Annotated in this window: 20 protein-coding genes; 4 read left to right on the top strand and 16 right to left on the bottom strand. The window is 74.1% G+C overall.

The window, feature by feature from the left end:
• Positions 1 to 10: 10 nt before the first annotated feature.
• The 3 genes from ACOJVX_RS07470 to ACOJVX_RS07460 all read left to right on the top strand — a co-directional run bounded on the left by ACOJVX_RS07470 (position 11) and on the right by ACOJVX_RS07460 (position 3402).
• Positions 11 to 1078, top strand: a complete 1068-nt coding sequence (locus tag ACOJVX_RS07470) for a FecCD family ABC transporter permease (protein WP_103056960.1) — start codon at positions 11 to 13, stop codon at positions 1076 to 1078.
• Entirely contained in the window at positions 1075 to 1869 is a 795-nt protein-coding gene (locus ACOJVX_RS07465) for an ABC transporter ATP-binding protein (RefSeq protein ID WP_418153763.1), read from the top strand. Before ACOJVX_RS07470 ends, ACOJVX_RS07465 begins: the two co-directional genes overlap by 4 nt.
• 171 nt (positions 1870 to 2040) lie before the next feature.
• Positions 2041 to 3402 (top strand): NAD(P)/FAD-dependent oxidoreductase, encoded by a 1362-nt coding sequence (locus ACOJVX_RS07460; RefSeq protein WP_422647360.1) that lies wholly within the window; start codon positions 2041 to 2043, stop codon positions 3400 to 3402.
• 257 nt (positions 3403 to 3659) lie between these two features.
• On the opposite strand, the gene ACOJVX_RS07455 is transcribed toward ACOJVX_RS07460, so the two are convergent.
• From ACOJVX_RS07455 to ald, 6 genes are all read right to left on the bottom strand, one after another.
• Positions 3660 to 4478, bottom strand: coding sequence for a pseudouridine synthase (locus ACOJVX_RS07455; protein WP_245588808.1), 819 nt, complete (start codon positions 4476 to 4478; stop codon positions 3660 to 3662).
• A complete protein-coding gene (scpB, locus tag ACOJVX_RS07450) occupies positions 4468 to 5136 on the bottom strand; it encodes an SMC-Scp complex subunit ScpB (protein WP_272500023.1) in 669 nt (222 codons plus the stop codon). The genes ACOJVX_RS07455 and scpB overlap by 11 nt, the downstream gene beginning before the upstream one ends.
• Complete coding sequence (locus tag ACOJVX_RS07445) at positions 5136 to 5978, bottom strand: segregation and condensation protein A (protein ID WP_418153766.1); 843 nt, start codon at positions 5976 to 5978, stop codon at positions 5136 to 5138. Before ACOJVX_RS07445 ends, scpB begins: the two co-directional genes overlap by 1 nt.
• A gap of 365 nt (positions 5979 to 6343) precedes the next feature.
• Entirely contained in the window at positions 6344 to 7228 is an 885-nt protein-coding gene (locus ACOJVX_RS07440; RefSeq protein ID WP_245588818.1) for a ParA family protein, read from the bottom strand.
• A gap of 375 nt (positions 7229 to 7603) precedes the next feature.
• Entirely contained in the window at positions 7604 to 8671 is a 1068-nt protein-coding gene (locus ACOJVX_RS07435) for a site-specific tyrosine recombinase XerD (protein ID WP_081715450.1), read from the bottom strand.
• Positions 8668 to 9783 carry an alanine dehydrogenase gene (gene ald, locus ACOJVX_RS07430; protein ID WP_026418978.1) on the bottom strand — a complete coding sequence of 372 codons (1116 nt, stop codon included), beginning with the start codon at positions 9781 to 9783 and terminating at the stop codon, positions 8668 to 8670. The genes ACOJVX_RS07435 and ald overlap by 4 nt, the downstream gene beginning before the upstream one ends.
• Before the next feature lie 145 nt (positions 9784 to 9928).
• Here ald and ACOJVX_RS07425 point away from each other — a divergent pair, with 145 nt between their 5' ends.
• Positions 9929 to 10432 carry a DUF1707 domain-containing protein gene (locus ACOJVX_RS07425; RefSeq protein WP_030105813.1) on the top strand — a complete coding sequence of 168 codons (504 nt, stop codon included), beginning with the start codon at positions 9929 to 9931 and terminating at the stop codon, positions 10430 to 10432.
• 60 nt (positions 10433 to 10492) lie between these two features.
• Here the strand turns inward: ACOJVX_RS07425 and ACOJVX_RS07420 are convergent, their stop codons facing one another.
• The 10 genes from ACOJVX_RS07420 to ACOJVX_RS07375 form a co-directional block, all read right to left on the bottom strand.
• Positions 10493 to 11149 (bottom strand): NUDIX domain-containing protein, encoded by a 657-nt coding sequence (locus ACOJVX_RS07420; protein ID WP_418155790.1) that lies wholly within the window; start codon positions 11147 to 11149, stop codon positions 10493 to 10495.
• Between the two features lie 2 nt (positions 11150 to 11151).
• Positions 11152 to 12855 (bottom strand): CTP synthase, encoded by a 1704-nt coding sequence (locus ACOJVX_RS07415; protein WP_026418981.1) that lies wholly within the window; start codon positions 12853 to 12855, stop codon positions 11152 to 11154.
• Between the two features lie 165 nt (positions 12856 to 13020).
• The gene (locus tag ACOJVX_RS07410; RefSeq protein ID WP_418155787.1) at positions 13021 to 13980 is read right to left on the bottom strand and encodes a copper transporter; all 960 of its coding nucleotides are present in this window, start codon (positions 13978 to 13980) and stop codon (positions 13021 to 13023) included.
• Positions 13977 to 15161, bottom strand: coding sequence for a putative cytokinetic ring protein SteA (gene steA / locus ACOJVX_RS07405; protein ID WP_026418983.1), 1185 nt, complete (start codon positions 15159 to 15161; stop codon positions 13977 to 13979). Before steA ends, ACOJVX_RS07410 begins: the two co-directional genes overlap by 4 nt.
• A gap of 73 nt (positions 15162 to 15234) precedes the next feature.
• The gene (gene recN / locus ACOJVX_RS07400; RefSeq protein WP_030105818.1) at positions 15235 to 16995 is read right to left on the bottom strand and encodes a DNA repair protein RecN; all 1761 of its coding nucleotides are present in this window, start codon (positions 16993 to 16995) and stop codon (positions 15235 to 15237) included.
• Positions 16996 to 17408: 413 nt separating this feature from the next.
• The gene (locus ACOJVX_RS07395) at positions 17409 to 18305 is read right to left on the bottom strand and encodes an NAD kinase (protein WP_026418985.1); all 897 of its coding nucleotides are present in this window, start codon (positions 18303 to 18305) and stop codon (positions 17409 to 17411) included.
• Positions 18302 to 19198 (bottom strand): TlyA family RNA methyltransferase, encoded by an 897-nt coding sequence (locus tag ACOJVX_RS07390; protein WP_026418986.1) that lies wholly within the window; start codon positions 19196 to 19198, stop codon positions 18302 to 18304. Before ACOJVX_RS07390 ends, ACOJVX_RS07395 begins: the two co-directional genes overlap by 4 nt.
• Positions 19199 to 19207: 9 nt before the next feature.
• Positions 19208 to 19399 carry a hypothetical protein gene (locus tag ACOJVX_RS07385; protein WP_035274753.1) on the bottom strand — a complete coding sequence of 64 codons (192 nt, stop codon included), beginning with the start codon at positions 19397 to 19399 and terminating at the stop codon, positions 19208 to 19210.
• A gap of 155 nt (positions 19400 to 19554) precedes the next feature.
• Positions 19555 to 20652: an HAD-IIA family hydrolase gene (locus tag ACOJVX_RS07380; protein ID WP_026418987.1), complete on the bottom strand. Its 1098-nt coding sequence runs from the start codon at positions 20650 to 20652 to the stop codon at positions 19555 to 19557.
• Positions 20652 to 21677 (bottom strand): hypothetical protein, encoded by a 1026-nt coding sequence (locus ACOJVX_RS07375; RefSeq protein WP_418155784.1) that lies wholly within the window; start codon positions 21675 to 21677, stop codon positions 20652 to 20654. Before ACOJVX_RS07375 ends, ACOJVX_RS07380 begins: the two co-directional genes overlap by 1 nt.
• Positions 21678 to 22166 lie beyond the last annotated feature (489 nt).

The following is a 22166-nucleotide window of genomic DNA, read 5'->3' as shown; positions in this document are numbered from 1 at the left end:
GCCCCTCACCGTGCGGTCCGGCCGGGACTCCCCGGCCGGACCCGCCCCCGCCGGTGCTCCCCGAGCGACCCGGCTCCGGGTTCGTCACCTCGCCCTCGCCCTCGCGCTGCTGCTCGCCGTGACGCTGCTCTCCGTCCTCCTCGGCGCCGCCGACCTCGGATGGCAGCGGGTCGTGGGGGAACTGGTGGCCCAGGTGACCGGGGGGACCTCGCCGCTCTCGGAACGGGAGGCGGCCATCCTCTGGCAGCTGCGTGTCCCCCGGGTGGTGCTCGCCTGCCTGGTGGGAGCCGCCCTCGCGGTCTCCGGCGCCGCCTTCCAGGGCGTGTTCCGCAACCCGCTGGCCGACCCGTACCTGCTGGGAGCCGCCGCCGGCGCCGGCCTGGCCGCGACCATCGTCGTCGCGGCCGCCCCGGGCACCCTGGACTGGGTGATCGGCCCGCTCCAGCTCGCGGCCTTCTGCGGTGCCCTGTCCGGGGTCGTCCTGAGCTGGGTGCTCGGACGCACCGCCGGTCACGGCACCGGCACCCTCATCCTCGCCGGCGTGGCCGTCTCGGCCTTCCTCACCGCCGGCCAGACCTTCGTGCAGCAGCTGAACACGGACTCGCTGCGGCAGATCTACTCGTGGGTGCTCGGCGGGCTGACGACCACCGGCTGGCGCGAGGTGCTGCTGGTCCTGCCCTACGTGGTGGCCGCCTCCTCGGTGCTGTGCCTGTGCGCCCGGCTCCTCGACGTCCTCGGGGTGGGCGACGAGGAGGCGACAGCCCTCGGAGTGCGCCCCGGCCGGGTGCGCCTGGCCGTGCTCCTCGCCGCGTCGCTGGCCACCGCCGCCGCCGTCTCCGCGGCCGGGCTGATCGGCTTCGTCGGCATCGTCGTCCCCCACCTCGTACGGCTCCTCGTCGCCGGCAGCTACCGGGTGGTGGTACCGCTCTCCCTGGTCGGAGGCGCGATCTTCCTCGCCGCCGCCGACATGATCGCCCGCACGGTGATGTCCCCGGCCCAGCTCCCGATCGGCGTCGTCACCGCCTTCGCCGGTGCCCCCTTCTTCGTCCTCGTCCTCCGCACCAGGGGGCGGGCGTGAGCGGGCTGCGGGCCGTCGACATCAGCGCCGGCTACCGGGGGCGCCCCGTGCTGCGGGCCGTCGACGCCGAGGTGCCCGCCGGCGGATGGCTCGGGGTCATCGGCCCCAACGGAGCGGGCAAGTCCACCCTGCTCAAGACCCTGGCCGGGCTGCTGCCCCACGAGGGCACGGTCACCGTGGACGGCACGTCCATCGACGGACTGCGCCCCCGGCAGCGGGCCCGCGTCCTGGGGTACGCGCCGCAGACACCCGAACCCCCGACCGGTCTCACCGTCACCGACTACGTGCTCCTGGGCCGGTCGCCGTACCTGCCGCCCCTGGGCCGAGAGGGACGCTCCGACCTCCGCGTCGTCGCCGAGGTCCTGGCCAGGCTCGACCTCGCCGGGATGGCGACCCGGCCGCTGGCCACCCTCTCCGGCGGGGAGCGACAACGCGCCGTGCTGGCGAGGGTCCTCGCCCAACAGCCCCGGGTGCTGCTCCTCGACGAACCCACCACCGGGTTGGACGTCGGCCACGCGCAGGCACTGCTGGAACTGGTGGACCGGCTCCGCCGGGAGGACGGGGTCACGGTGGTGACCACGCTGCACGACCTGACCCTGGCCGCGCAGTACGCCGACCGGCTGGTCTTCCTCGTCGAGGGCGCCGTCACCGCGTCCGGCCCACCCGGCGAGGTGCTCACCCGGGCGCGGGTGGCCGAGCACTACCAGGCCTCGGTCGCCGTGCTCACCTCGGACGGCAGCCGGATCGTGGCACCGGTCCGCCATGCCGGTCGGCGCCCCGCCCCCGGCTGACCGGCGCCGGGGACCGCGCACCCGATCGCGAGCCCACCCGCGCCGCCACCACCGACGTCGTCGCGCGGGGTGGGGCGCGCCAGCCCCTGCGACCACCACACCACCCCGCACGGGCCAGGCGACCGGTGGACGAGGTGTGTGGCCGGCCACCTCCTGGGTACGTCTCCCTACATGGCACACGGCGCGAAGAACGGCGGCTCCCGCCCGAGGATCGTGATCGTCGGCGGCGGTTACGTCGGCCTGAACACCGCCCTCCGGCTGGAGTCGCGGCTGCGGCACTCCGAGGCGTCGGTGGTCGTGATCGACCAACAGCCCCACATGACCTACCAACCCTTCCTCCCCGAGGTCGCCGCGGCCTCAGTCGAACCGAGGCACGTCATCGCCCCCCTGCGTTCGATGCTGCGGCGCTGCGAGGTGATCACCGGCCGGGTCGGCGGCATCGACCACCACCGCCGCACGGTGACCGTCACCGACGGCGACGGGGCCACCGAGGAGGTCGACTACGACATCCTGGCCGTGGCGCCGGGCTCCATCAGCCGCATCCTGCCCATCCCCGGCCTCGCCGAACAGGGCATCGGCTTCAAGACCGTCAGCGAGGCCATCTACCTGCGCAACCACGTGCTGTCCCGGCTCGACGCCGCCGCGAGCGCCACCGACACCGCCCGCCGCCGGCGGCTCCTCACCTTCCTCACCGTGGGAGGCGGGTACGCGGGGATCGAGGCCCTCGCCGAGATGGAGGACATGTCCCGGCTCGCCACCCGCGACTACCCGGCGATCGACCCCGCCGAGCTGCGGTGGGTCCTCGTCGAGGCGACCGACCGCATCATGCCGGAGGTCAGCCGGCCGATGGGCGAGTACACCGTCGACCTGCTGCGGGAACGCGGCATCGAGGTGCACCTGGAGACCACCGTCAGCAGCATGGAGGACGGCCACGTCGTGTTGGGCGACGGGACCGAGTTCGACACCGACACCGTCATCTGGACCGCCGGCGTCCGCCCCGACCCGATGCTGGGGGACACCACCCTGCCGCTCGACCAGCGGGGACGCGTCCGGTGCACGGCGACCCTCCAGGTCGCGGGCGTGCCCGGCGTCTTCGCCGCCGGGGACTGCGCGGCCGTGCCCGACCTCACCAGGATCGACGAGGACCCCGACGCCACCTGTGGTCCCTCCGCCCAGCACGCCGCCCGGCAGGCCCACCGGCTGGGGGACAACATCGTCGCCACCATCCGGGGGCACCGGCCGGCCGAGTACCGGCACGCCTACATCGGTTCCGTCGCGGGGCTGGGTCTCTACCAGGGCGTCGCCGAGATCTACGGGGTGCGGCTGAAGGGCCTGCCCGCCTGGTTGGTGCACCGCGCCTACCACCTGGCCAAGATGCCCAGCGTCAACCGGAAGGTGCGCATCGCCTTCGACTGGCTGCTGGCCGCCCTGTTCCGGCGCGAGGCGGTGGCCATCGGCAGCCTGCAGGACCCCCACTCGGAGTTCCGGCGGGCGGCGGACGCCGCCGGCCGCTGGCAGCGGTCCCACGTCTGAGCGACCGCGAGCTCCGGCGCCTGGACGGGGCGGGGTGGACGGGTTCCGGCCGCCGGGCACCCTGCCGCCGTCGGCGGCTCCCACCCAGCCGCGACGCGCGCCGGCCGAGGAGCCCGACACAGCGGCTCCTCCCGGTGGCCCGCACCGGATCCCCCGGCGACGCCCTCGGTTCCGCCGGCCCGCACCTGCCGCGCACGGTGAGCGGAGCGACAAGCCCCGACGGCCTCCAGGTCAGGCGGCCGCCGGGACCGGCGCGCTCAGAGTTCCACGGCCTTGTACAGCTCCCCGACCTCCCGGCGGGACACCCGACGGAGGGTGCCGGGCCGCTGGTCACCGAGGCGGAGTTCCCCGATCGCCGTGCGCACCAGGCGGCGCACCGGGTGGCCCACCTCCGCGAGCAGCCGGCGCACGATGTGCTTGCGGCCCTCGTGGAGCACGACCTCCACCATCACCCGGTCCGCGTAGGCGTCGACGACCCGGAAGGAGTCCGCCTTCGCCAGGCCGTCCTCCAGTTCCACCCCGGCGCGGAGTCGGCGCCCGACGTCCCGCGCCACCGGCCCCCGCACCTCCGCCCGGTAGGTCTTGAGGACCTCGAAGGACGGGTGCATCAGGCGGTGCGCCAGTTCCCCGTCGTTGGTCAGCAGCAGCAGGCCCTCCGTGTCGGCGTCGAGGCGACCGACGTGGAACAGCCGCTCCGGCCGGTCGACCACCAGGTCACCCACGCACGACCGGCCCCGGTCATCGGACATCGTGGAATGCATGCCACGGGGCTTGTTCAGCGCGAGGTGCACGAGGTCGTCCCGGACGATGACCCGCATGCCATCGACGTGGATCGACACCGTGTCGGGGTCCACCCGCCGCCCCATCTCGGTGACGACCGCCCCGTCGACGGTCACCCTGCCCTGGGCGATCAGGTCCTCGGCCGCGCGCCGGGAGGCGATACCGGCCTTGGACAGCACCTTCTGGAGCCGGATGCCCTCGGGCAGGCCGGTGGGGTCCGGTTCCCCCCGGCCGACGCGTCGGCCTCGGTCGTCCCCGACCGCGTCGGAACGGCGTGGTGCCTGGTCAGAGCTCATCGATGGAGTCCACCTCGGGTAGCAACGGAGCGATCGGCGGGAGCTGGGACAACGAGGACAGCCCGAGACGCTCCAGGAACAGCTCGGTGGTCCGGTAGAGCAGACCGCCGGTCTCCGGGTCCGTCCCGGTCTCCTCGACCAACCCCCGAGCCAACAGGGTACGGATGACGCCATCCACGTTCACCCCGCGTACCGCGGCCACCCGCGACCTGGTCACCGGCTGCCGGTAGGCGATCACGGCCAGCGTCTCCAGGGCGGCCCGGGTCAACCGGGACCGCTGCCCGTCCAGCAGGTAGCGCTCCACGTAGGGGGCGAAGACGTCCCGCGTGTAGAAGCGCCACCCCTCCCCCACCCTGCGCAGGTCGATACCGCTGCCCTGTTCGCGGTACCGCTTGGCCAACCGGTACAGGGCGGCCCGCACCCGACCGATGGGCTGGTCGAGCGTGCTGGCGAGCAGCTGTTCACCGGCCGGGACGTCCACGACCAGCAGGAGTGCCTCCAGGGCCGCCTCCAGGTCCGCCTCCCGCCCCAGGTCGGGCCGGTCCTCGGGGTCCTCCGCCGGCCCGCCGCCCCCCGGCGGCACGTCGACCACCGCGGCGGGGGCGCCGGCCGGCCGTGCCTCGCCGGAACCCGACCCGGCCGTCTCCTCCGATGGCATCACCCGTACTCCTCCTCCTCGCGGTTGGCCCGGTCGGCCTCGGCGGCCGCCCGCGCGTCGTCGACGTCGCCGCCGTCCCACCGCACCACCAGCTCCCCCAACGGCTCCGGCTGCTCGAAGAGGACGACGGCCTCCCGGAACAACTCCAGCAACGCCAGGAAACGCGCCACCACCTCGATCGTCGCCTCGCAGTCCTCGACCAGCTCGGAGAAGCTGGCACTGCCCCGTTCGGCGAGTCGCAGCCGCAGCAGCGCGGCGTGCTCGCGCACCGAGACCTTCGCGACGTGCAGGTGGTCCAGTGACACCGTCGGTGGCGGCTTGGGCCGGAACACGGCGGCCGCCAGCTCGGCGAACCGGTTCGCGTCCACCCCGAGCATCACCTCCGGCAGCAGCGCGGCGAACCGGTCCTCCAAGGCCACCGACCGCGGGTACCGGCGCAGGGCCCCCGCCTCCAGCTCGGCGAACAGCGCCGCCACCTGCTTGTACGCCCGGTACTGGAGCAGGCGGGCGAAGAGCAGGTCACGGGCCTCCAGCAGGGCGAGGTCGTCCTCGTCCTCGACCTCGGCCGACGGCAGCAGACGTGCCGCCTTGAGGTCCAACAACGTGGCGGCGATGACCAGGAACTCGGTGGTCTCGTCGAGGTCCCACCCGTCACCGAGGGCGCGGATGTGCGCGATGAACTCGTCGGTCACCTCGTGCAACGCCACCTCGGTGACGTCCATCCTGTGCTGCGAGATCAACTGCAACAACAGGTCGAACGGTCCCTCGAAGTTGGTCAGCCGGACCGTGAACCGGTGCGCGGGCCTGGGGTCGCCGTCGCCGACGGCACCGGTTCCGCTCACCACCGCCACCGGCACCGCCTCGTCCCCGGCCGCGTCGCCGCCCGGCGGCGTCTCCTCCCGAACCCCCGTCGAAACCGCACCGGGAGACGGCGCCACGGCTCCGGGGTCCCCAGTCACCGGGCACCCTCCCCGCTCGGCTTGGCCGGGCCCAGGACCGCCGAGGCGACCCCCCGCGCCGGGCCGTCCCGTCGCCTCCCGGTTCGGCCGCCCCCGCCGAACGGCGGCTCCCGCCAAGCACCCACGCTGTCACCCCTCGCGGCCGACCCCGACTTCGCCCCAGTCTCCCAGCAGTACCGATGCGGACCGTGAGCCGGCCGGCCCGGTCACCGACCGGCGGGGCCGTGCGGTGGGGAGGGACGCCGGGGTCAGCGGGCGATCACCTCGCGGGCCAACGCCCGGTACGCCTTGGCGCCCGCCGAACGGGGTGCCCAGCGGGTGATCGGCTCACCGGCCACCGTCGTCTCCGGGAACCGCACGGTGCGGTTGATGACCGTGTCGAAGACGATGTCCCCGAAGGCCTCCACCACCCGGGCCATCACCTCACGGGAGTGCAGCGTCCTCGGGTCGAACATGGTGGCGAGGATCCCGGTGATCTCCAACTTCGGGTTGAGCCGTTCCCGGACCTTCTCGATGGTGTCGATGAGCAGCGCGACGCCCCGCAGGCTGAAGAACTCGCACTCGAGGGGGATCAACACCCCGTCGGCCGCCGCGAGCGCGTTCACGGTGAGCAGCCCCAACGAGGGCTGGCAGTCGACGAGGATGTAGTCGTACTCGGAGAGCACCGGCCGCAGCACCCGCGCCAGGGTCTGTTCCCGACCGACCTCGGCCACCAACTGCACCTCGGCCGCGGACAGGTCGATGTTGCTCGGCAACAGGTGCATCCCCTCGGCGGGGGTCTTCATGACCACGTCGCGAACACCGACCGCGCGCTCCATGATCACGTTGTAGATCGTCGTGTCCAGCTGGTGGGGCTGCACGCCGAGCCCCACCGACAACGCACCCTGCGGGTCGAAGTCCACGAGCAGCACCCGGCGGCCGCACTCGGCGAGCGCGGCGCCGAGGTTGATCGTCGACGTCGTCTTGCCCACCCCGCCCTTCTGGTTGCAGATCGCCAGGACGGTGGCGGGCCCGTGGCTGTCGACCAGGGGCGGTTCCGGGACGTGCCGGCGGGGACGACCGGTCGGGCCGATCTCACCCTCCAGGGTCTCCGCGGCCTCGTCCTCACCGGGGTCGACCGTGCCGGGCGCCATGCTCAGGTCGACCCTGCCGCCCCGTGGCCGTCCCACCGGCGAAGGCGACGGTGTCGACATCGTGACCTAGCTCCTCGTGTCCACGGTCGTGACCAGGCGCAGCCTATGGGCAGCCCGAAGCAGCGGCAACGCGCCTCGCCGTACCACCGGTCCTGGCCGGACCGGACGCCCCAGGCCGAGTCGGGCACCGACATCAACATACTCGGGTGGCGACAACGACAGACAGTAGCCAGACCGGGTGGAAAACGCGGTACCGATCACACCTGGCGATCACTCGGCTGGTCCCGGACACGACCGCCCGTGCCTCGCCGTCCCCGGTCAGCGGGACCGCCGGGGCCAGGCGCGCGGGGCGGGCCACCCGGACCGCCGAACCGCTCAGCCCAACGCCCGGGGGTGGGCCAGCGCGTACACCTCGCGCAGCGAGTTCACGGTGACCCGCGTGTAGATCTGCGTCGTGGTCACCGAGGCGTGCCCCAACAGCTCCTGCACCACCCGCACGTCGGCCCCGGCCAGCATGAGGTGGGTGGCGAAGGAATGCCGCAGCGTGTGCGGCGACAGGTCCGCACCGACGCCGGCGCGGTCCGCCGTGTCCCGCAGCACCTGCCACCCGCTCTGCCGGGACAACCGACCGCCCCGCGCGTTGAGGAACACGGCCGGCCCTCCCCCGCCTCGGGAGGCCAGGTCAGGGCGGCCCCGCACCCGGTAGGCCTCCACCGCGGCCAGGGCGGGACGGCCCACCGGCACGACACGCTCCCGCCCCCCCTTGCCCCGCAGCACGACGACCCGCTCCGCCACGTCCACGTCGTCGAGGTCGAGTCCCACCGCCTCCGAGATCCGCGCGCCCGTCGAGTACAGCAGCTCCACCAGCGCCCGGTCCCGCAGGCCGCGCGGGCTGTGCTCGTCACCCGCCGCCGCCACCAGGCTCAGCACGGTGTCCACCGGAAGCGCCTTCGGCAACCGCCGGGGCGTGTTCGGCGGGGACACCCCACGGGCGGGATCGAGCGGGGCGAGGCCCTCCTCGTGGCAGAAGCGGTGGAACCCGCGCACCGCCACCAGCGTCCTCGCGGCCGAGGTCACCGCGAGCCCGGGCTCGCCGCCGCTGGGCTCACGCAGCTCGGCGAGGAAACCGCTGACCTCCCCCTCCCCGACCTCGTCGAGGACCCGCACCCCCGCCGAGGCGAGCCACGAGAGGTAGCGACGCAGGTCCCGCCGGTAGGAGACGATCGTGTTCTCGGCGAAGCCGCGCTCGACCACCAGGTGGTCGAGGTAGGTGCGCGCCGCCGCCAGGAGGACATCGGCGACCTCGGGCGCCTCCTCCGCCGTCCGCGAGGGCCACCCCCGCCCCTGGCTCGGCGCCGCCGCGTCCTCGTCGGATCCGGTCACCCCGCCGCCCGGGGGCAGGGTGGTCCCGCCTCCCGACCCGCCCGTCCGTTCGGGGCTCATCCCAGCACCTCCTCGCCGGAACCGTGCGGGATCCCGTGGGCCCGCCCGACCTCCGGGCGCAGCAGCGTCCCCGCCAGCACCTGCAGACCCGCCGCCAGGGCGGGGGTCGAACGCGCCGCCTCCGCCGCGCCCCGGTCGGCCAGGGCCGCCACGTACGGCAGGGTCGCGTTCGTCAACGCCCAGGTCGAGGTGTGCGGCACCGCGCTGGGGATGTTGGGGACGCAGTAGAAGACCGAGTCCGCTGCGCGGAAGGTCGGCTGGGCGTGCGTGGTGGGACGGGACTGCTCGAAGCAGCCGCCCTGGTCGATCGAGACGTCGACGAGCACCGACCCCGGTCGCATCCGCTCCACGAGGTCCGCGCCCACCAGTCGCGGGGTGGGCGCGCCGGGGACCAACGCGGAACCGATGACGAGGTCCGCCCACAGGCAGGCCCGTTCCACCTCGTAGGCGTTGCTGGCGACGGTCCGCAACCGCCCACGGTGCACCAGGTCGAGGTAGCGCAACCGGGCCGGGTCGGAGTCCAGCACCATCACCTCCGCCTGGAGGCCGAGCGCGATGAGCGCGGCGTTCGTGCCCACCACCCCGCCACCCAGGATCGCGACCTTCCCGGCCGGGACGCCGCGGACCCCGCCCAGCAGGACCCCCCGACCGCCCTGCGCCCGTTCCAGGCAGTGGGCGCCGACCTGCGCGGCCATCCGACCGGCGACCTCGCTCATCGGTGAGAGCAGCGGCAGGGAACCATCCGCCGCCCGCACGGTCTCGTAGCCGACGGCGGTCGTACCGGCCTCCACGAGGGCGGAGGTCAGGTCGGGCTCGGCGGCCAGGTGGAGGAACGCGAACAGCGTCTGCCCCCGGCGCAGCCACGGGTACTCCGCCGGTCCGGGCGCCTTCACCTTCAACACGAGGTCCGCGCGCTCCCACACCTCCTCGGCCCCGGCGAGGACCTGGGCGCCGGCGGCGAGGTAGTCGGTGTCGGGGAATGCCGACCCCGCACCCGCGCCGGACTCGACCAGGACCTGGTGGCCCCGCCGGGTCAACTCGACGACCCCGGACGGCGCCAGCGCCACCCGGTGTTCCCCCTCCCGCAGTTCGCGAGGCACCCCGACCCGCACGCGACACCTCCCCACGTCCCGGCCGGACCCACGGGTGGTGACGGGGCCCGGCGCGACGAGGATATCGGCGGGGCGTCGATGACGGTCGGGAGACAAGCGGTCACCCCGTGCCCCACCAGCACGCCAGACGGGGGATTATGAGGTGGTGGCGACCAAGAAACCAGACAGCCTGCGTATCGGCACCCTGGAGCGTGAGGCCGCGGTGGCCGCGCTGGGCGATCACCTCGGCGCCGGTCGACTCGACCTGGAGGAGTACGAGGAGCGGATGCGTTCGGCATCCGCCGCGAAGACCCGGGGCGAACTGATCAGGCTCTTCGAGGACCTGCCCGGCCCCCTGCCGGAACCGCTGCGCGACGCGCCGCCTCCCCCGCCACCTCCGCCCCCGACCCCGGTCGTCCTCAACCCGGCACCGCCGCCCGCCAGGTTCGAGGAGGAGTTCTCCCCGAAGTCGAAGGTCGTCGCGGGGGTGCTCCAGATCGTCCCGGGGTTCGGCATCGGCCGTATCTACACCGGTCGGGTCGCGCTGGGACTCGCCCAGCTCGTGACCGTGCCGCTGTTCGGCCTGGGTGTGCTGTGGTGCTGGATCGACGGCATCATCCTGCTCGCCTACGGGGGCAGGGACCGGGAGGGCAGGCGACTGCGGGAGTGACACCGGGACGGCCGCGGGCGGGAACGGCCGGGCCAACGGCGGAACGGCCGGGCCGTCCCGTCAGCCCCGGTCCGCGACCCGCGCGGCCCACCGGGTGGGTCGGTCGCGCCACGGCGCTCCGACCGGGCGGGCAGCGGCCGCCCCGGTGCGCGCCACGTGCGCGGCCAGCACTCCCGCCACCGCCGCCGCGTTCACGACCTCCCCGGTGAACACCCGTTCGACGGCCTCGGCCAGCGGGACCCGGTGCGGGACGAGGTCAGCTTCCTCGTCCCCCGTCCCGCTCAGCCGCTCCACCTCGGACAGGCCCGTCGCGAGGTACACCCGCACCACCTCGTCGGTGAACCCGGGCGAGGCCGCGACGTCGACCAGCACCGACCACTCGCTCGCGGCCAGCCCGACCTCCTCCGCGAGTTCCCGGGCGGCGGTCAGGGCGGGCTCCTCACCGGAGACGTCGAGCAGACCGGCCGGCAGCTCCCACAGCCGCCGGCCGATCGGGTGCCGGTACTGGTGGATCATGACCACCCGGTCGTCCTCGTCGAGGGCGACGACCGCCACCGCACCCGGGTGTTCCAGGACCTCACGGCGGGCGGTGCCACCGCCGGGCATCACCACGTCGTCACGTCGCAGCGCGAGCACCGCCCCCTCGTAGAGGTCGACGCTGTCCCGCGTCTCGAACTCGTGCGTGCCGTGGGTCCTGGTCACCTGGTCATCCGCCACGATCACACCGTAGCGGTGGTCGCCTCGTCCGAGAACTCGACCGGCAGGCGCTCGGCGGCACGGTAGTCCAACGCCGCCTTCACGAACGCCGCGAAGAGCGGGTGGGGCCGCGTCGGCCGGCTCTTCAGCTCCGGATGGGCCTGCGTGCCGACGTAGAAGGGGTGCTTCTTGGCGGCCAGCTCGATGAACTCCACCAACCTGCCGTCCGGGGACGTGCCGGAGAAGACGAGACCGGCCTTGGCCAGCTTGTCCCGGTAGGCGTTGTTCACCTCGTAGCGGTGCCGGTGCCGCTCGGACGCCTCCGTCGACCCGTAGGCGGCGGCCACCAGGGACCCCTCGGTCAACGCGGCCGGGTAGGCGCCCAAGCGCATCGTCCCGCCCATGTCCCGCTCACCGGCCACCACCGCGGTCTGGTCGGCCATCGTGGAGATCACCGGGTGGGTACCGGACTCGTCGAACTCCGCGGAGTTCGCGCCGGGCAGGCCGGCGAGGTTCCTCGCCACGTCGATGACCATGCACTGGAGGCCGAGGCACAGCCCGAGCACGGGGATGCCGTGCGTCCGGGCGTGGGCGATCGCCCCCACCTTGCCCTCGATCCCCCGCACGCCGAACCCGCCGGGCACCAGCACGGCGTCCACCCCGGCCAACGCCGTCGCCGAGGCCTGCTCGTCCTGGCACTCGTCGGAGGGAACCCAGCGGATCTCGACCTTCGCGCGGTGCGCGAACCCCCCGGCCCGCAGCGCCTCGGTCACCGAGAGGTAGGCGTCCGGCAGGTCGACGTACTTGCCGACGAGGGCGACCCGCACCGTGTCCACGGGGTTGTGGACCCGGTCGAGGAGGTCACCCCACACCCGCCAGTCCACGTCCCGGAACGGCAGGCCCAACCGGCGCACCACGTAGGCGTCCAGCCCCTCGGAATGCAGCACCTTCGGGATGTCGTAGATCGACGGCGCGTCGGGCGTGGCGATGACACCGTCGGTGTCGACGTCGCACATCAGCGCGATCTTGCGCTTGAGGGACTCGGGCACCTCCCGGTCGGCCCGGCACACCAGCGCGTCCGGCTGGATGCCGATGTTGCGCAGGGCGGCCACCGAGTGCTGGGTGGGCTTGGTCTTCAGCTCACCCGACGGCGCGAGGTAGGGGATCAGCGAGACGTGCAGGAAGAAGCAGTTGTCCCGACCGACGTCGTGCCTGACCTGCCGGCAGGCCTCCAGGAACGGCTGCGACTCGATGTCCCCGACCGTGCCACCGACCTCCGTGATCACCACGTCCGGCGTCACACCGTGCTCGTCCGGCTCGGCCATGGCGGTGATCCTGGCCTTGATCTCGTCCGTGATGTGGGGGATGACCTGGACGGTGTCCCCCAGGTACTCGCCACGCCGTTCCTTGGCGATGACCCTCGAGTACACCTGACCGGTCGTGACGTTGGCGCGGCCGCTGAGGTCCCGGTCGAGGAACCGCTCGTAGTGGCCGATGTCGAGGTCGGTCTCCGCCCCGTCCTCGGTGACGAACACCTCACCGTGTTGGAACGGGTTCATCGTTCCGGGATCGACGTTGAGGTAGGGGTCCAGCTTCTGCATCGTCACCCGCAACCCGCGCGACGTGAGCAGCTGTCCAAGGCTGGAGGCGGTCAGTCCCTTCCCCAGGGAGGATGCCACGCCTCCCGTGACGAACACGTGTTTGATCGTGCGTGCTTGCAGCACCAAGGAGGCTCCCGTGATTCCCGTGCGTCTGGCCTCAGCGGCCGGATTGTCCTGACTGATGGGGGACGAACCACCGTCGACCCACGGGACCTCACCGTAACACCTCACGGAACGGGTCCTCGACACGCACGTCCGCGTTCCCCACCCGCCCCCACGCCTGGTGACGGCTCAGGTACCCGGCGCCAGCGGGGAACGACGGCCGGCGTTCCCCGCTCCCCCGAAGTGGCCCACCTCGCCCTCCCACGCGGCCCGCAGCGCCAGCACGGCCACCGCCGAGCCCTCGCCACCTCCGAGGGTGTCGACGGTGCTCACCCGGGTCCTGGTGCCCGCGTCCGTCCGCACGACCCCCACCAACCCGTCGGCGTCCGCGGAGGCGGGCGGCCCCGCCACGACCACTCCCCGCCCGACGCGGGCCAGCTCGGAGACCACCGCCCTCAGCAGTTGGGAACGCTCCCGGACCGTGCCTCCCGTCACGTCCCCGGCCGCCGTGCCCACCCCGGCTCCGGTGAGGACCAACACCAGCTCAGCGGGAGGCACCGGCTCCGACGCCCGCAGGAAGCCCGCCTCCGCGAGCGCGGTCAGCGCGACCTCCCGTTCCACCTCCTCCGAGCGGGGTTCGCCGGTCACCGGGTCGACCACCAGCAGGGAAGCCAGCAGCGCCCCGGCGAGGGAACCCGGGTCACCCCCGGCCGGCAGGCTGGCGCCGGCGGGGAGCAGCCGCCGGGCCAGCTCACGCAGCTGGTCGGCCCGCCGCCCGTCCACGAGGTCCTCGGTCATCCCGACCCCGCCGGCGACGCGACCGCCAGCCGCCTCCACGAGCGCCGCGACGGACGAGGCCTCGGCGTCCTCGACGTCCCCGGTGGTCACCAGGAGCACCGAGCGCCCGGCCAGCACGTCCCGGACCACCAGCGGCCCCACCGAGGCGCCGAACTCCTCGGCACCCCCCAACCGCTCCCGGAGCTCGGCCCGCTCCGCCTCCAACTCCGCCACGCGCTCGGCGAACTCGGCACCCGACGACGGCGCGCCGGACGCCCTCATCCCCGAGGCACCGGCTCCCACCACGACGCCAGCGGCGAGGGCGAGCAGGACCGAGGTGGCCGTCAGCATCCGGTACCGGGACGGGCTCACGCGACGACGCCTCCCAACCACGAGAGGACCTCCCCTCCGACGGCACCGAGCTCGGCGAGGTACACCCCGGCGACCCCGCTGAGCAGCAGAGCCGCGAGCAGCACCACCACCGCCACCCCCAGCAGCGCCACCAGGGCCCAGGCGGGAACGCCCCGCCGGTGCACCGCCGCCACCGTGCGGGCGTCCACGTACTTCGCGCCCAGTTTGAGCCGGGTGACCACCATGGACGGCCGTGACTCCGTCCGCCCCCGGTCGAGGAACTCCTCCAGGCTGCCGCCGAACCCGACGGTGGTCACCACCGCGGCGCCCTGGTGGTCCACCAGCAGCAGGGCCAGGTCCTCCGGGTTGGCTCCCGAGGCGACGCCGCTGGCCTCGACCCCGAGGTCGTGGAGGCGGTCCAACGCCGGCGCGTACCCGTCGTGGTGGGCGGGGACCACCACCGGAGCGCCGCACCGCAGCGTGTCCTGGCTGATCGTGGCGGGATCACCGACGATGAGGTCGGGCGGGTACCCGGCCCGGGCGAGGAGGTCCGCCCCGCCCTCCACCCCGACCAGGCGAGGCCGGTGCTCGCGCAGGTAACCCCGCAGCGACCGCAGGTGCCCGTCCGCGTCCCCGTTCGCGGCGACCACCAGCACGTGCGCGCCGTGGAGGTCCAGGTCGAGTTCGGGGAAACCCACCCCCTCCAGGAACAGGGCACGTTCCTGGCGGAGGAACTCGACGACGTCGGCGGAGAACGCCTCCAGCTGGGCGACCATCCCGGTCCTGGCCTCCACCAGCTGGTCAGCCACCGTGTCGGCCGTCTGGCACGTCCCTCGGGCGAGTTCCCTCTCACCCTCGTAGACCGCCCCCTCGTGGACCCGGACGCGCGCACCGTCGCGGACCGCGCGCAGGACCTCGGGGCCGGCGCCGTCGACCAGGACCACCCCCGCCCGCAGCAGCCGCTCCGGTCCCAGCACCGGGAAACGACCCGAGATGGAGGGGGCCGCGTTGACCACGGCGGCCGCGTCCGCCGCCACGATGCGGTCCACCGTCCGGCGGTCGAGGTCGACGTGGTCGAGAACCACCACGTCCCCAGGGCTCAGCCGACGCAGGAGTTCCGGCTCGGGCCCGCCAACCCGCGCCGTTCCGATCACTCCCGGCAGCTCCTGTTTCCGCCGTTTCAGCAGGCCAGTGATTCTCATGGACAGATCGTGACAAAACGATCACCGTCCGACGTGAAGCCACGCCGCGTGCCCCTCGGGTGGTTGGCCAGCCTCACCCCGTGGTGTGGGCCAACCGGAACGTCTCCCGATCCCGCTCCGCGACCTCCAACAACTCCTCGGCGTGCGCGCGCCCCGTCTCGGTCGACTCCATGCCCGCCAGCATCCTGGCCAGCTCGACGACGCGTTCCCCCGGTTCCAGCCGCCTGATGCTGCTGTGCGTGATGCCGGAGCCGCTGCCCTTGTCCACGACCACGTGGCGGTCCGCGTAGGCCGCCACCTGGGCGAGGTGCGTCACCACCACCACCTGGTGGGTGACCGCGAGCCGCGCGAGCCGACGACCGATCTCCACCGCGGCCCGCCCACCGACCCCGGCGTCGACCTCGTCGAAGACGAGCGTGGGCACCGGATCCGCGTGGGCGAGCACGACCTCCAACGCCAGCATGACCCGGGAGAGCTCGCCGCCCGACGCTCCCTTGTGGACGGGGAGTTCCGGTGCGCCGTCATGGGCCACCAACCGCAACTCCACGTCGTCCGTCCCGTCCGGCCCGGCGTGCCTCCACCGACCGTCCACGTTCAGCGCGGCCGGGTCCTCCTCGTCGCACTCCCGAGCCGCCACCGACACCACCAGCCGGGCGTGGGGCATGGCCAGCCCTCCCAGCTCGGCGGTCACGGATTCCGCCAACCGACCGGCGGCCTCGGCCCTCGCCGCGCTGAGCTCACCGGCGTGACCGGCGAGCAGCGCGGCCAGTTCCTCCCGCCTGGCCCGCAGCGCGGCCACCGCGTCGTCGGAGGTGTCGACCTCCGCCAGCCGGCGCTCCGCCTCCTCGGCCCAGTCCAGCACGCCATCCACATCGGCCGCGTACTTGCGGGTGAGCGCCTTCAACTCCGCCTGGCGAGCCAACACCGACTGGAGCCGGTCCGGGTCCGCCTCCAGGTCCTCGAGGTAGCCACCGAGCTCGGCTCCCACGTCGACCAGCAACGCGAGGGCCTCCGAGACCCTCGGCTCGAAGTCCCGCAGCCGGGGGTCGTCAACGCCTCCCAGCCGCCGCCGAGCCTCACCGAGCAGCCCCAACGCGCCCGGTTGGTCCGGGTCGCCGTCCGGGGCCCCGGACACCGCCGCCTGCGCGGCGGCCGCCGCCTCGCGGAGCTGGTCGACGTCGGCGAGGCGCTTGGCCTCCTGCTGGAGCTCCACGTCCTCGGCACGCCGGGGAGCGACCGCGTTGATCTCGGTCAGGCCGTGCCGCAGCAGTTCGGCCTCCCTGGCCAACTCCCGTGCCCGTTCCCGCCGCTCGGTCAGCTCCTCGATGACGCCCAGCCACTGGGAACGCACCTCCCGGTACCGGTCCCGGAGTTCGGTGATCCCCTCCCCGCCGAACCGGTCGAGCACGGCCCGCTGCTCGGTCGGGCGCAACAGCCGCAGCTGGTCGTTCTGCCCGTGCACCGCGAGCGTCTGCTCGGCGAGCTGCGCCAACACCCCGACCGGGACCGACCGGCCCCCCAGGTGCGCCCGCGAACGGCCGTCGGCCCCGACGGTGCGCAGCGCGATCAGGCCACCGTCCTCGTCCGGCTCGGCGCCCGCGTTCGAGGCCACGGCGGCGGCCCCGGTCCCCGCCGGCGCCAGGAACCTGCCCTCCAGCACCGCCCGGTCGGCGCCGACCCGCACCCGCGAGGCCTCCGCCCGCCCACCGCTGAGCAGGTGCAGCCCCGTCACCACCATCGTCTTCCCGGCTCCTGTCTCTCCGGTGACGACGGTCAGGCCGGGGTGCAGCTCCAGCGTGGCATCGTCGATGACCCCGAGTTTCTGGATACGCATCTCAGCCAGCACACACCGCACCCTAGCGCCGTCGGGTGATGATTGGCGTTCGTCCCGGGCCCCGCACGCCCCGCCGGCGGACGCGTCCTCCGACTTCCCGTGCCCGGCGGAACCGTTCCCAGCCCGGTGACCGGAACTCCCCGGAACGGCCAGGCCCGCCGCGTCGGGCGTGGCCGGCCCTGGCCCTGGCGGGCCGGTGGTCTCCTCCGCGTCGGCATCGCCGCGGTCGGAACGTCCCTCAGCCGCCCCTGCCCGCCGACCTCGCCCCCCGGCCAGGTCGGTCCCGGCCTCGACGGGTGGCTCAGGCTGCGGGGGGACGGGCCTGCTCGCCCGTCCGGACAGCCCCAACAGCGCCGTCCTGCCCAGGAAGACGCCAGGAGACGTGCTGCCACCGGCGGGACGGGGGTCCCCGGTCATGCCGGGGGCGGCCCGCGCCAGCCCTGCACGGGCAGGTCGAACTTGCGGATCAGCCGTTCGGAGAACCTGCCCGGTCGGAGCCGGACGAGGCCGATGGGGCACTCGCCCTCGACGACCTCCACCCGCGACCCCGGAGGCAGCTCGACGGTGCGACGACCATCACAGCACAGCACGGCGGGATGGCTGTCCGGGGTGACCTCCACCGCCACCACCGAATCCCTCGCGACGACCATCGTCTTCGCGAACAGGGCGTGCGCGTTGCTCGGCACGACCAGCATCGCCGGAACCTGGGGCCAGACCACCGGTCCACCGGCGGAGAACGCGTAGGCGGTGGAACCGGTCGGAGTCGCGCACAGCACCCCGTCACACCCGAACGCCAGCACCGGCCGCCCGTCGACCTCGATCACGGCGTCGATCACCCGCTCCGGGCTGTTCTTCTCCACGCTGGCCTCGTTGAGCGCCCACGTCTCGGTCAGGACGGCGCCGTTCCACGTCGCCCTGACGTCGATCGTCATCCGCTCCTCGACCTGGTAGTCACCGTCGATCACCGCCTGGACGGCCTCCGCGAGGTGCTCGGAGTCCGCCTCGGCGAGGAAACCCACCCGACCGAAGTTGACGCCGAGGACCGGAACCCTCGCCGGGCGGGCCAGCTCGGCCGCCCGCAACAGCGTCCCGTCCCCGCCCAGCACGAAGACGAGTTCCGTCCCCACCGCCGCGTAGGGCCCCGCCTCCACCGTGTTCGGGTACCAGGCGTGGTCGAGGTCAGGGGCCTCCTCTGCCAGCACCCGCAACCTGAAGCCCGCCTCGGTGAACCTCCTGGCCACCTCGAAGGCGGTGCGCTGGTTGTCCTCACGGCCGGTGTGCACCACCAGCAGGACCTCACGCGCGCTCACGCGGGCCCCGACCTGACCGCGTCCCAGACGAGCTCCCGCACGCGGTCCGCCTCCTCCCGGTCGTCCCGAACACCGGCCCGCCCCGCACCGCCCCCGGACTCCGGCACGTCACCGCCCGGCGACGCCGCCCCCTCCCCGGTCGGGGACGCGGTGAACCACACGAAGTACTCGACGTTGCCGGAGGGACCCGGCAACGGGCTGGCGGTCACCGCCCGCGCCCGCAGGCCGAGCGGCCGGGCCGCGTCGATCACCGATCGGACCGCCTCGGCCCGCAACTCCGGGTCGCGGACGACACCACCGCTCCCCAACCGTTCGCGACCCACCTCGAACTGCGGTTTGACCATCGGCACCAGGTCGGCGCCCGGCGCGGCGCACGCCGCCAGGGCGGGCAGCACGAGCCGCAGCGAGATGAAGGACAGGTCCGCGACGACGAGACCGACGGGACCACCGATGGTCTCCGCGTCGATCCCGCGCACGTTCGTCCGGTCCAGCACGGTCACCCGTTCGTCGGTCCGCAGCCGCCACGCGAGCTGGCCGTAGCCGACGTCCACCGCGACCACCTCCCCGGCCCCCGCGCGGAGGAGGACGTCGGTGAACCCGCCCGTGGAGGCACCGGCGTCCAGGCACCGGCGGCCCGCGACCGCCAGCCCGCCGCCCTCGAATGCCTCGAGCGCGCCGAGCAACTTGTGGGCCCCCCGGGATGCCCACCCCGGGTCATCCGCCGCCTCGGACACCACCAGCGGCGCGTCAGCCGTCACCGCGGTCGCCGGTTTGGTCGCCACCGCGCCGCGCACCGTCACCCGGCCGGCGGCGACCAGCTCGGAGGCGTGGTCACGTGACCGGGCGAGACCCCGGCGGACCAGCTCGGCGTCCAACCTCGCACGTCGTGGCACTGGTTCACCTCAGAGTCGGTCGACGTCCGCGAGCGCGGCGGCCAGCGCCGCGTGCACCGCGTCGAAACGGGCGACGTGCTCCTCCGGGGGCAGCGCGTCGAGGTCGGCGAGCCCCGCCATCGCCTCATCGATCCCGCCGACGACATCGGCGGGGCGAGCGACGGCGAACAGCATCGGGCTGGGCGTGCTGTCAGAGTTCATCCCCAGCGCACTCCTGCTCCACTCTGGTGCGGACCGTTCCACCGCACCGGCGGCGGCCCCGACAACGCTACCGAATCTCCTCCGACGCGGAGGAACCGCTGGTTCCCGGCGCACACCCGTCCGCCCGGTCCAGCGGCGAACCAGCTCGGGCCGGCTCAGTCCCCGACCACGGGGACGCGGAGCGCCCGCAGCGCGGCCGCCGAGGAGTCGTCGACGGCCACCACCGCGCCCGGGTCCCCCCCGACTGGCCACCAGGCCGCGCACAGCGCCAGCAACAACCCGAGCGACGACGGCGCGTGGGCCCCGCCGGCGTGCCGGACGACCAACCGGCCTTCCGCACCCGGCTCCGCGGACCTCTCCACCACCCAGGCCCCGGCCGGGCCGTCCGCGTCGACCGGGCTCTCCCCACGCGGCAGGGCCCCGTGGGCGTGCGGCGCGTGCAGGGCCGCGAGGTCCCAGGCGACGTGGTCCGGTCGTTCCTCCTCCACGCAGGCGAGCAGATCCCGGCCGGTGCAGACCCCGCTGAGCACCAGCAGGGAGGCCAGCCCGGCGTTGCGAGCACCGGCGATGTCGGTGTCCAGGCGGTCGCCGACCACGAGGGGACGCCGGAAGCCCGCGCCGCGAACGGCCTGGTCGAACAGCGGCCGCCTCGGTTTGCCGGCCACGAGCGGCTCCGCACCGGTGGCCGTGCGCAACGCGGCGACCATCGAACCGTTCCCGGGCAGCTGACCGACGTCGGTGGGAACCGTCGGATCCAGGTTGCACGCCACCCACAGGCCGCCGCCCCGGATGACCCGGCAGGCGGCGGCGAGGTCCCGCCACCCCGTCTCCGGGGAGTGCCCCTGCACGACGGCCACGGCCGAGCCCGGATCGTCGAGCTCACCGGCGCGCACCGGCCGGAGCCCGACGGCGGACACCTCGGCGCGCAACGCCTCGGTACCCACCACCGCCACCGTGCTGCCGGGAGCGAGTCGCTCGGCGAGCACCGAGGCACCCGCCTGGGCACTGGTGCTCACCTCAGCGGGGGCCGCCGCGAAGCCCAGCTCCACGAGGTGCTCGGCCACCGCCTCCGGCGGGCGTGCCGCGTTGTTGGTGACGTACCGGAAGCGGGTGCCCCGGGCCGAGGCGGCGCGCAGCGCGTCGACCGCGCCCGGCACCGCCTCCCTGCCCTGGTAGACGGTGCCGTCCAGGTCGAGCAACAACGCGTCGTACCGGTCGAGGTAGTCGGGACCGGGGTCGCCCGCTTCCGTCATCAGTCCTCCTGGTTCGGCCGGTGCTCGGTCTCAGCCTCTCCCGCGTGGTCCCGTCCGTCCAGGTTCCCCTCGGAGGGGACCTCCGGCGACGGGGAGGCGGACTCGCCGGGAGGAACACCGCCGTCGGCTCCCGTTCCGGTGGCCTCCTCGCGGCCGGTGTCGGCGGCGCCGGCGTCCTCGGCACTCGGCGTGCCCGGCTCGTCCGCCGCCGTCCCCGCCGCACGGTCTCCGGAGGGAGAACCGCTCGCGGGGCCGGACCGCTCGGGTGCCCGGGCGGTGGTCCCTCCGGCCGGGCGCTCGGCGCGGGAGGTGGACTTCGGCAGGGGAGTCCCCTCGATCGTCCGGCCGAGTTCGGAGGCCAGTTCCACCGCACGGTCGTCGGCGTCGGTCTCGTCCTCGGAGTCGGCCTGGGCGGCGTTGATGAACCACCGCAGCGCCTCCTCCCCTCGGTCGGCCGCCAGCAGGTTGTCCGCGTAGGCGTAGAAGAGCCGAGCGCTCCACGGCTGGGGCCGCGCCGGGTCGAGGTCCGCACCCTGCAACTCCACGACCGCCGCGTCGAGCTGGCCCATGTCACGGCGGGCACCGGCCACGACGATCCGGAGTTCCACCGCCTGGTCCGCCGGCAGCTGCCGGGCCTCCGGGGTCCGCGCCAGGTCCAGGGCCCGTTCCGGCCTTCCCAGGGCGCGTTCGCAGTCGGCCATCACGGCGACGTGCCCGGGACCTCCGGCCAGCCGGCGGGCCGCGCGCAACTCCACCAACGCCTCGTTCCACTCCCCGGCGTGGTAGGCGGCCAGCCCGGCCGCCTCGCGCACCACACCCACCCGGGCCGCCTTCCGGCGGGCGAACCTGGCGTGCAGCAGTGCCCGCTCCGGATCGGAGTCGAGCAGCGCGCCGGTGGCGACGAGGTGCCTGGCGACGAGATCCGCCATCACCTTGGGCATCCCCAACAGCGAGCGCCGCACCTCGGTGTCCAGGTCACCGGCCTCCACCTCGTCCGGCAGTTCCGGCATCGGGTCCTGGGTCACCACGTCCTCGGCGGTCTCCGCCCCGTCCTCGGCACGGGGACGTCGCGGGGCGTCCCGCCGGTCGTCCCGCCCGCGATGGGGGCGGTCACCGCCCGGTCGCCCGCTCCTGCCGTCCCTCCCCTCGGCCCGGTACCCGGACTGGCGGTCGGAGGACGAGCGCTCGCCCGGGCCACGCCGGTCGTCCCGACGGGGACGCTCGTCCCGGCCCCGATCGCCGCGCGGGGCGCCCGATCCGGAACCCCGGTAGTCGTCCCGACCCCTGCGGTCGTCGTCCCGGTGACGCTCGCGGTCGCGGTAGCGCGATTCCGACGGGCGGGCCGAGGCGGCGCCACCGCGGTCCCAGCGTTCGCCTCCGCTCTGGCGTTCCCGCCTTGGCGCACCGCCCCGGTCATCCCGACGGTCACGGAAGTCCCGGCCGCCACGGCCGCCACGGTCGTCGCGGCGGTCGCGGAAGTCCCGACCGCCACGGTCATCCCGACGGTCACGGAA

It is taken from the genome of Actinoalloteichus caeruleus (assembly GCF_049311605.1).
Lineage (GTDB): Bacteria > Actinomycetota > Actinomycetes > Mycobacteriales > Pseudonocardiaceae > Actinoalloteichus_B > Actinoalloteichus_B caeruleus.
Note: the sequence above shows the minus strand (reverse complement) of the source record. Positions and strands in the feature narration are given on the sequence as shown.

What these genes read in the sequence shown, in the direction of transcription:
- recN (WP_030105818.1), bottom strand. Translation starts at nt 16,995, where the DNA reads ATGCGTATCCAGAAACTCGGGGTCATCGACGATGCCACGCTGGAGCTG.
- ACOJVX_RS07385 (WP_035274753.1), bottom strand. Translation starts at nt 19,399, where the DNA reads ATGAACTCTGACAGCACGCCCAGCCCGATGCTGTTCGCCGTCGCTCGC.
- ACOJVX_RS07435 (WP_081715450.1), bottom strand. Translation starts at nt 8,671, where the DNA reads ATGAGCCCCGAACGGACGGGCGGGTCGGGAGGCGGGACCACCCTGCCC.
- ACOJVX_RS07380 (WP_026418987.1), bottom strand. Translation starts at nt 20,652, where the DNA reads ATGACGGAAGCGGGCGACCCCGGTCCCGACTACCTCGACCGGTACGAC.
- steA (WP_026418983.1), bottom strand. Translation starts at nt 15,161, where the DNA reads ATGAGAATCACTGGCCTGCTGAAACGGCGGAAACAGGAGCTGCCGGGA.
- ACOJVX_RS07455 (WP_245588808.1), bottom strand. Translation starts at nt 4,478, where the DNA reads ATGAGCTCTGACCAGGCACCACGCCGTTCCGACGCGGTCGGGGACGAC.
- scpB (WP_272500023.1), bottom strand. Translation starts at nt 5,136, where the DNA reads ATGCCATCGGAGGAGACGGCCGGGTCGGGTTCCGGCGAGGCACGGCCG.
- ACOJVX_RS07440 (WP_245588818.1), bottom strand. Translation starts at nt 7,228, where the DNA reads ATGGCGCCCGGCACGGTCGACCCCGGTGAGGACGAGGCCGCGGAGACC.
- ACOJVX_RS07460 (WP_422647360.1), top strand. Translation starts at nt 2,041, where the DNA reads ATGGCACACGGCGCGAAGAACGGCGGCTCCCGCCCGAGGATCGTGATC.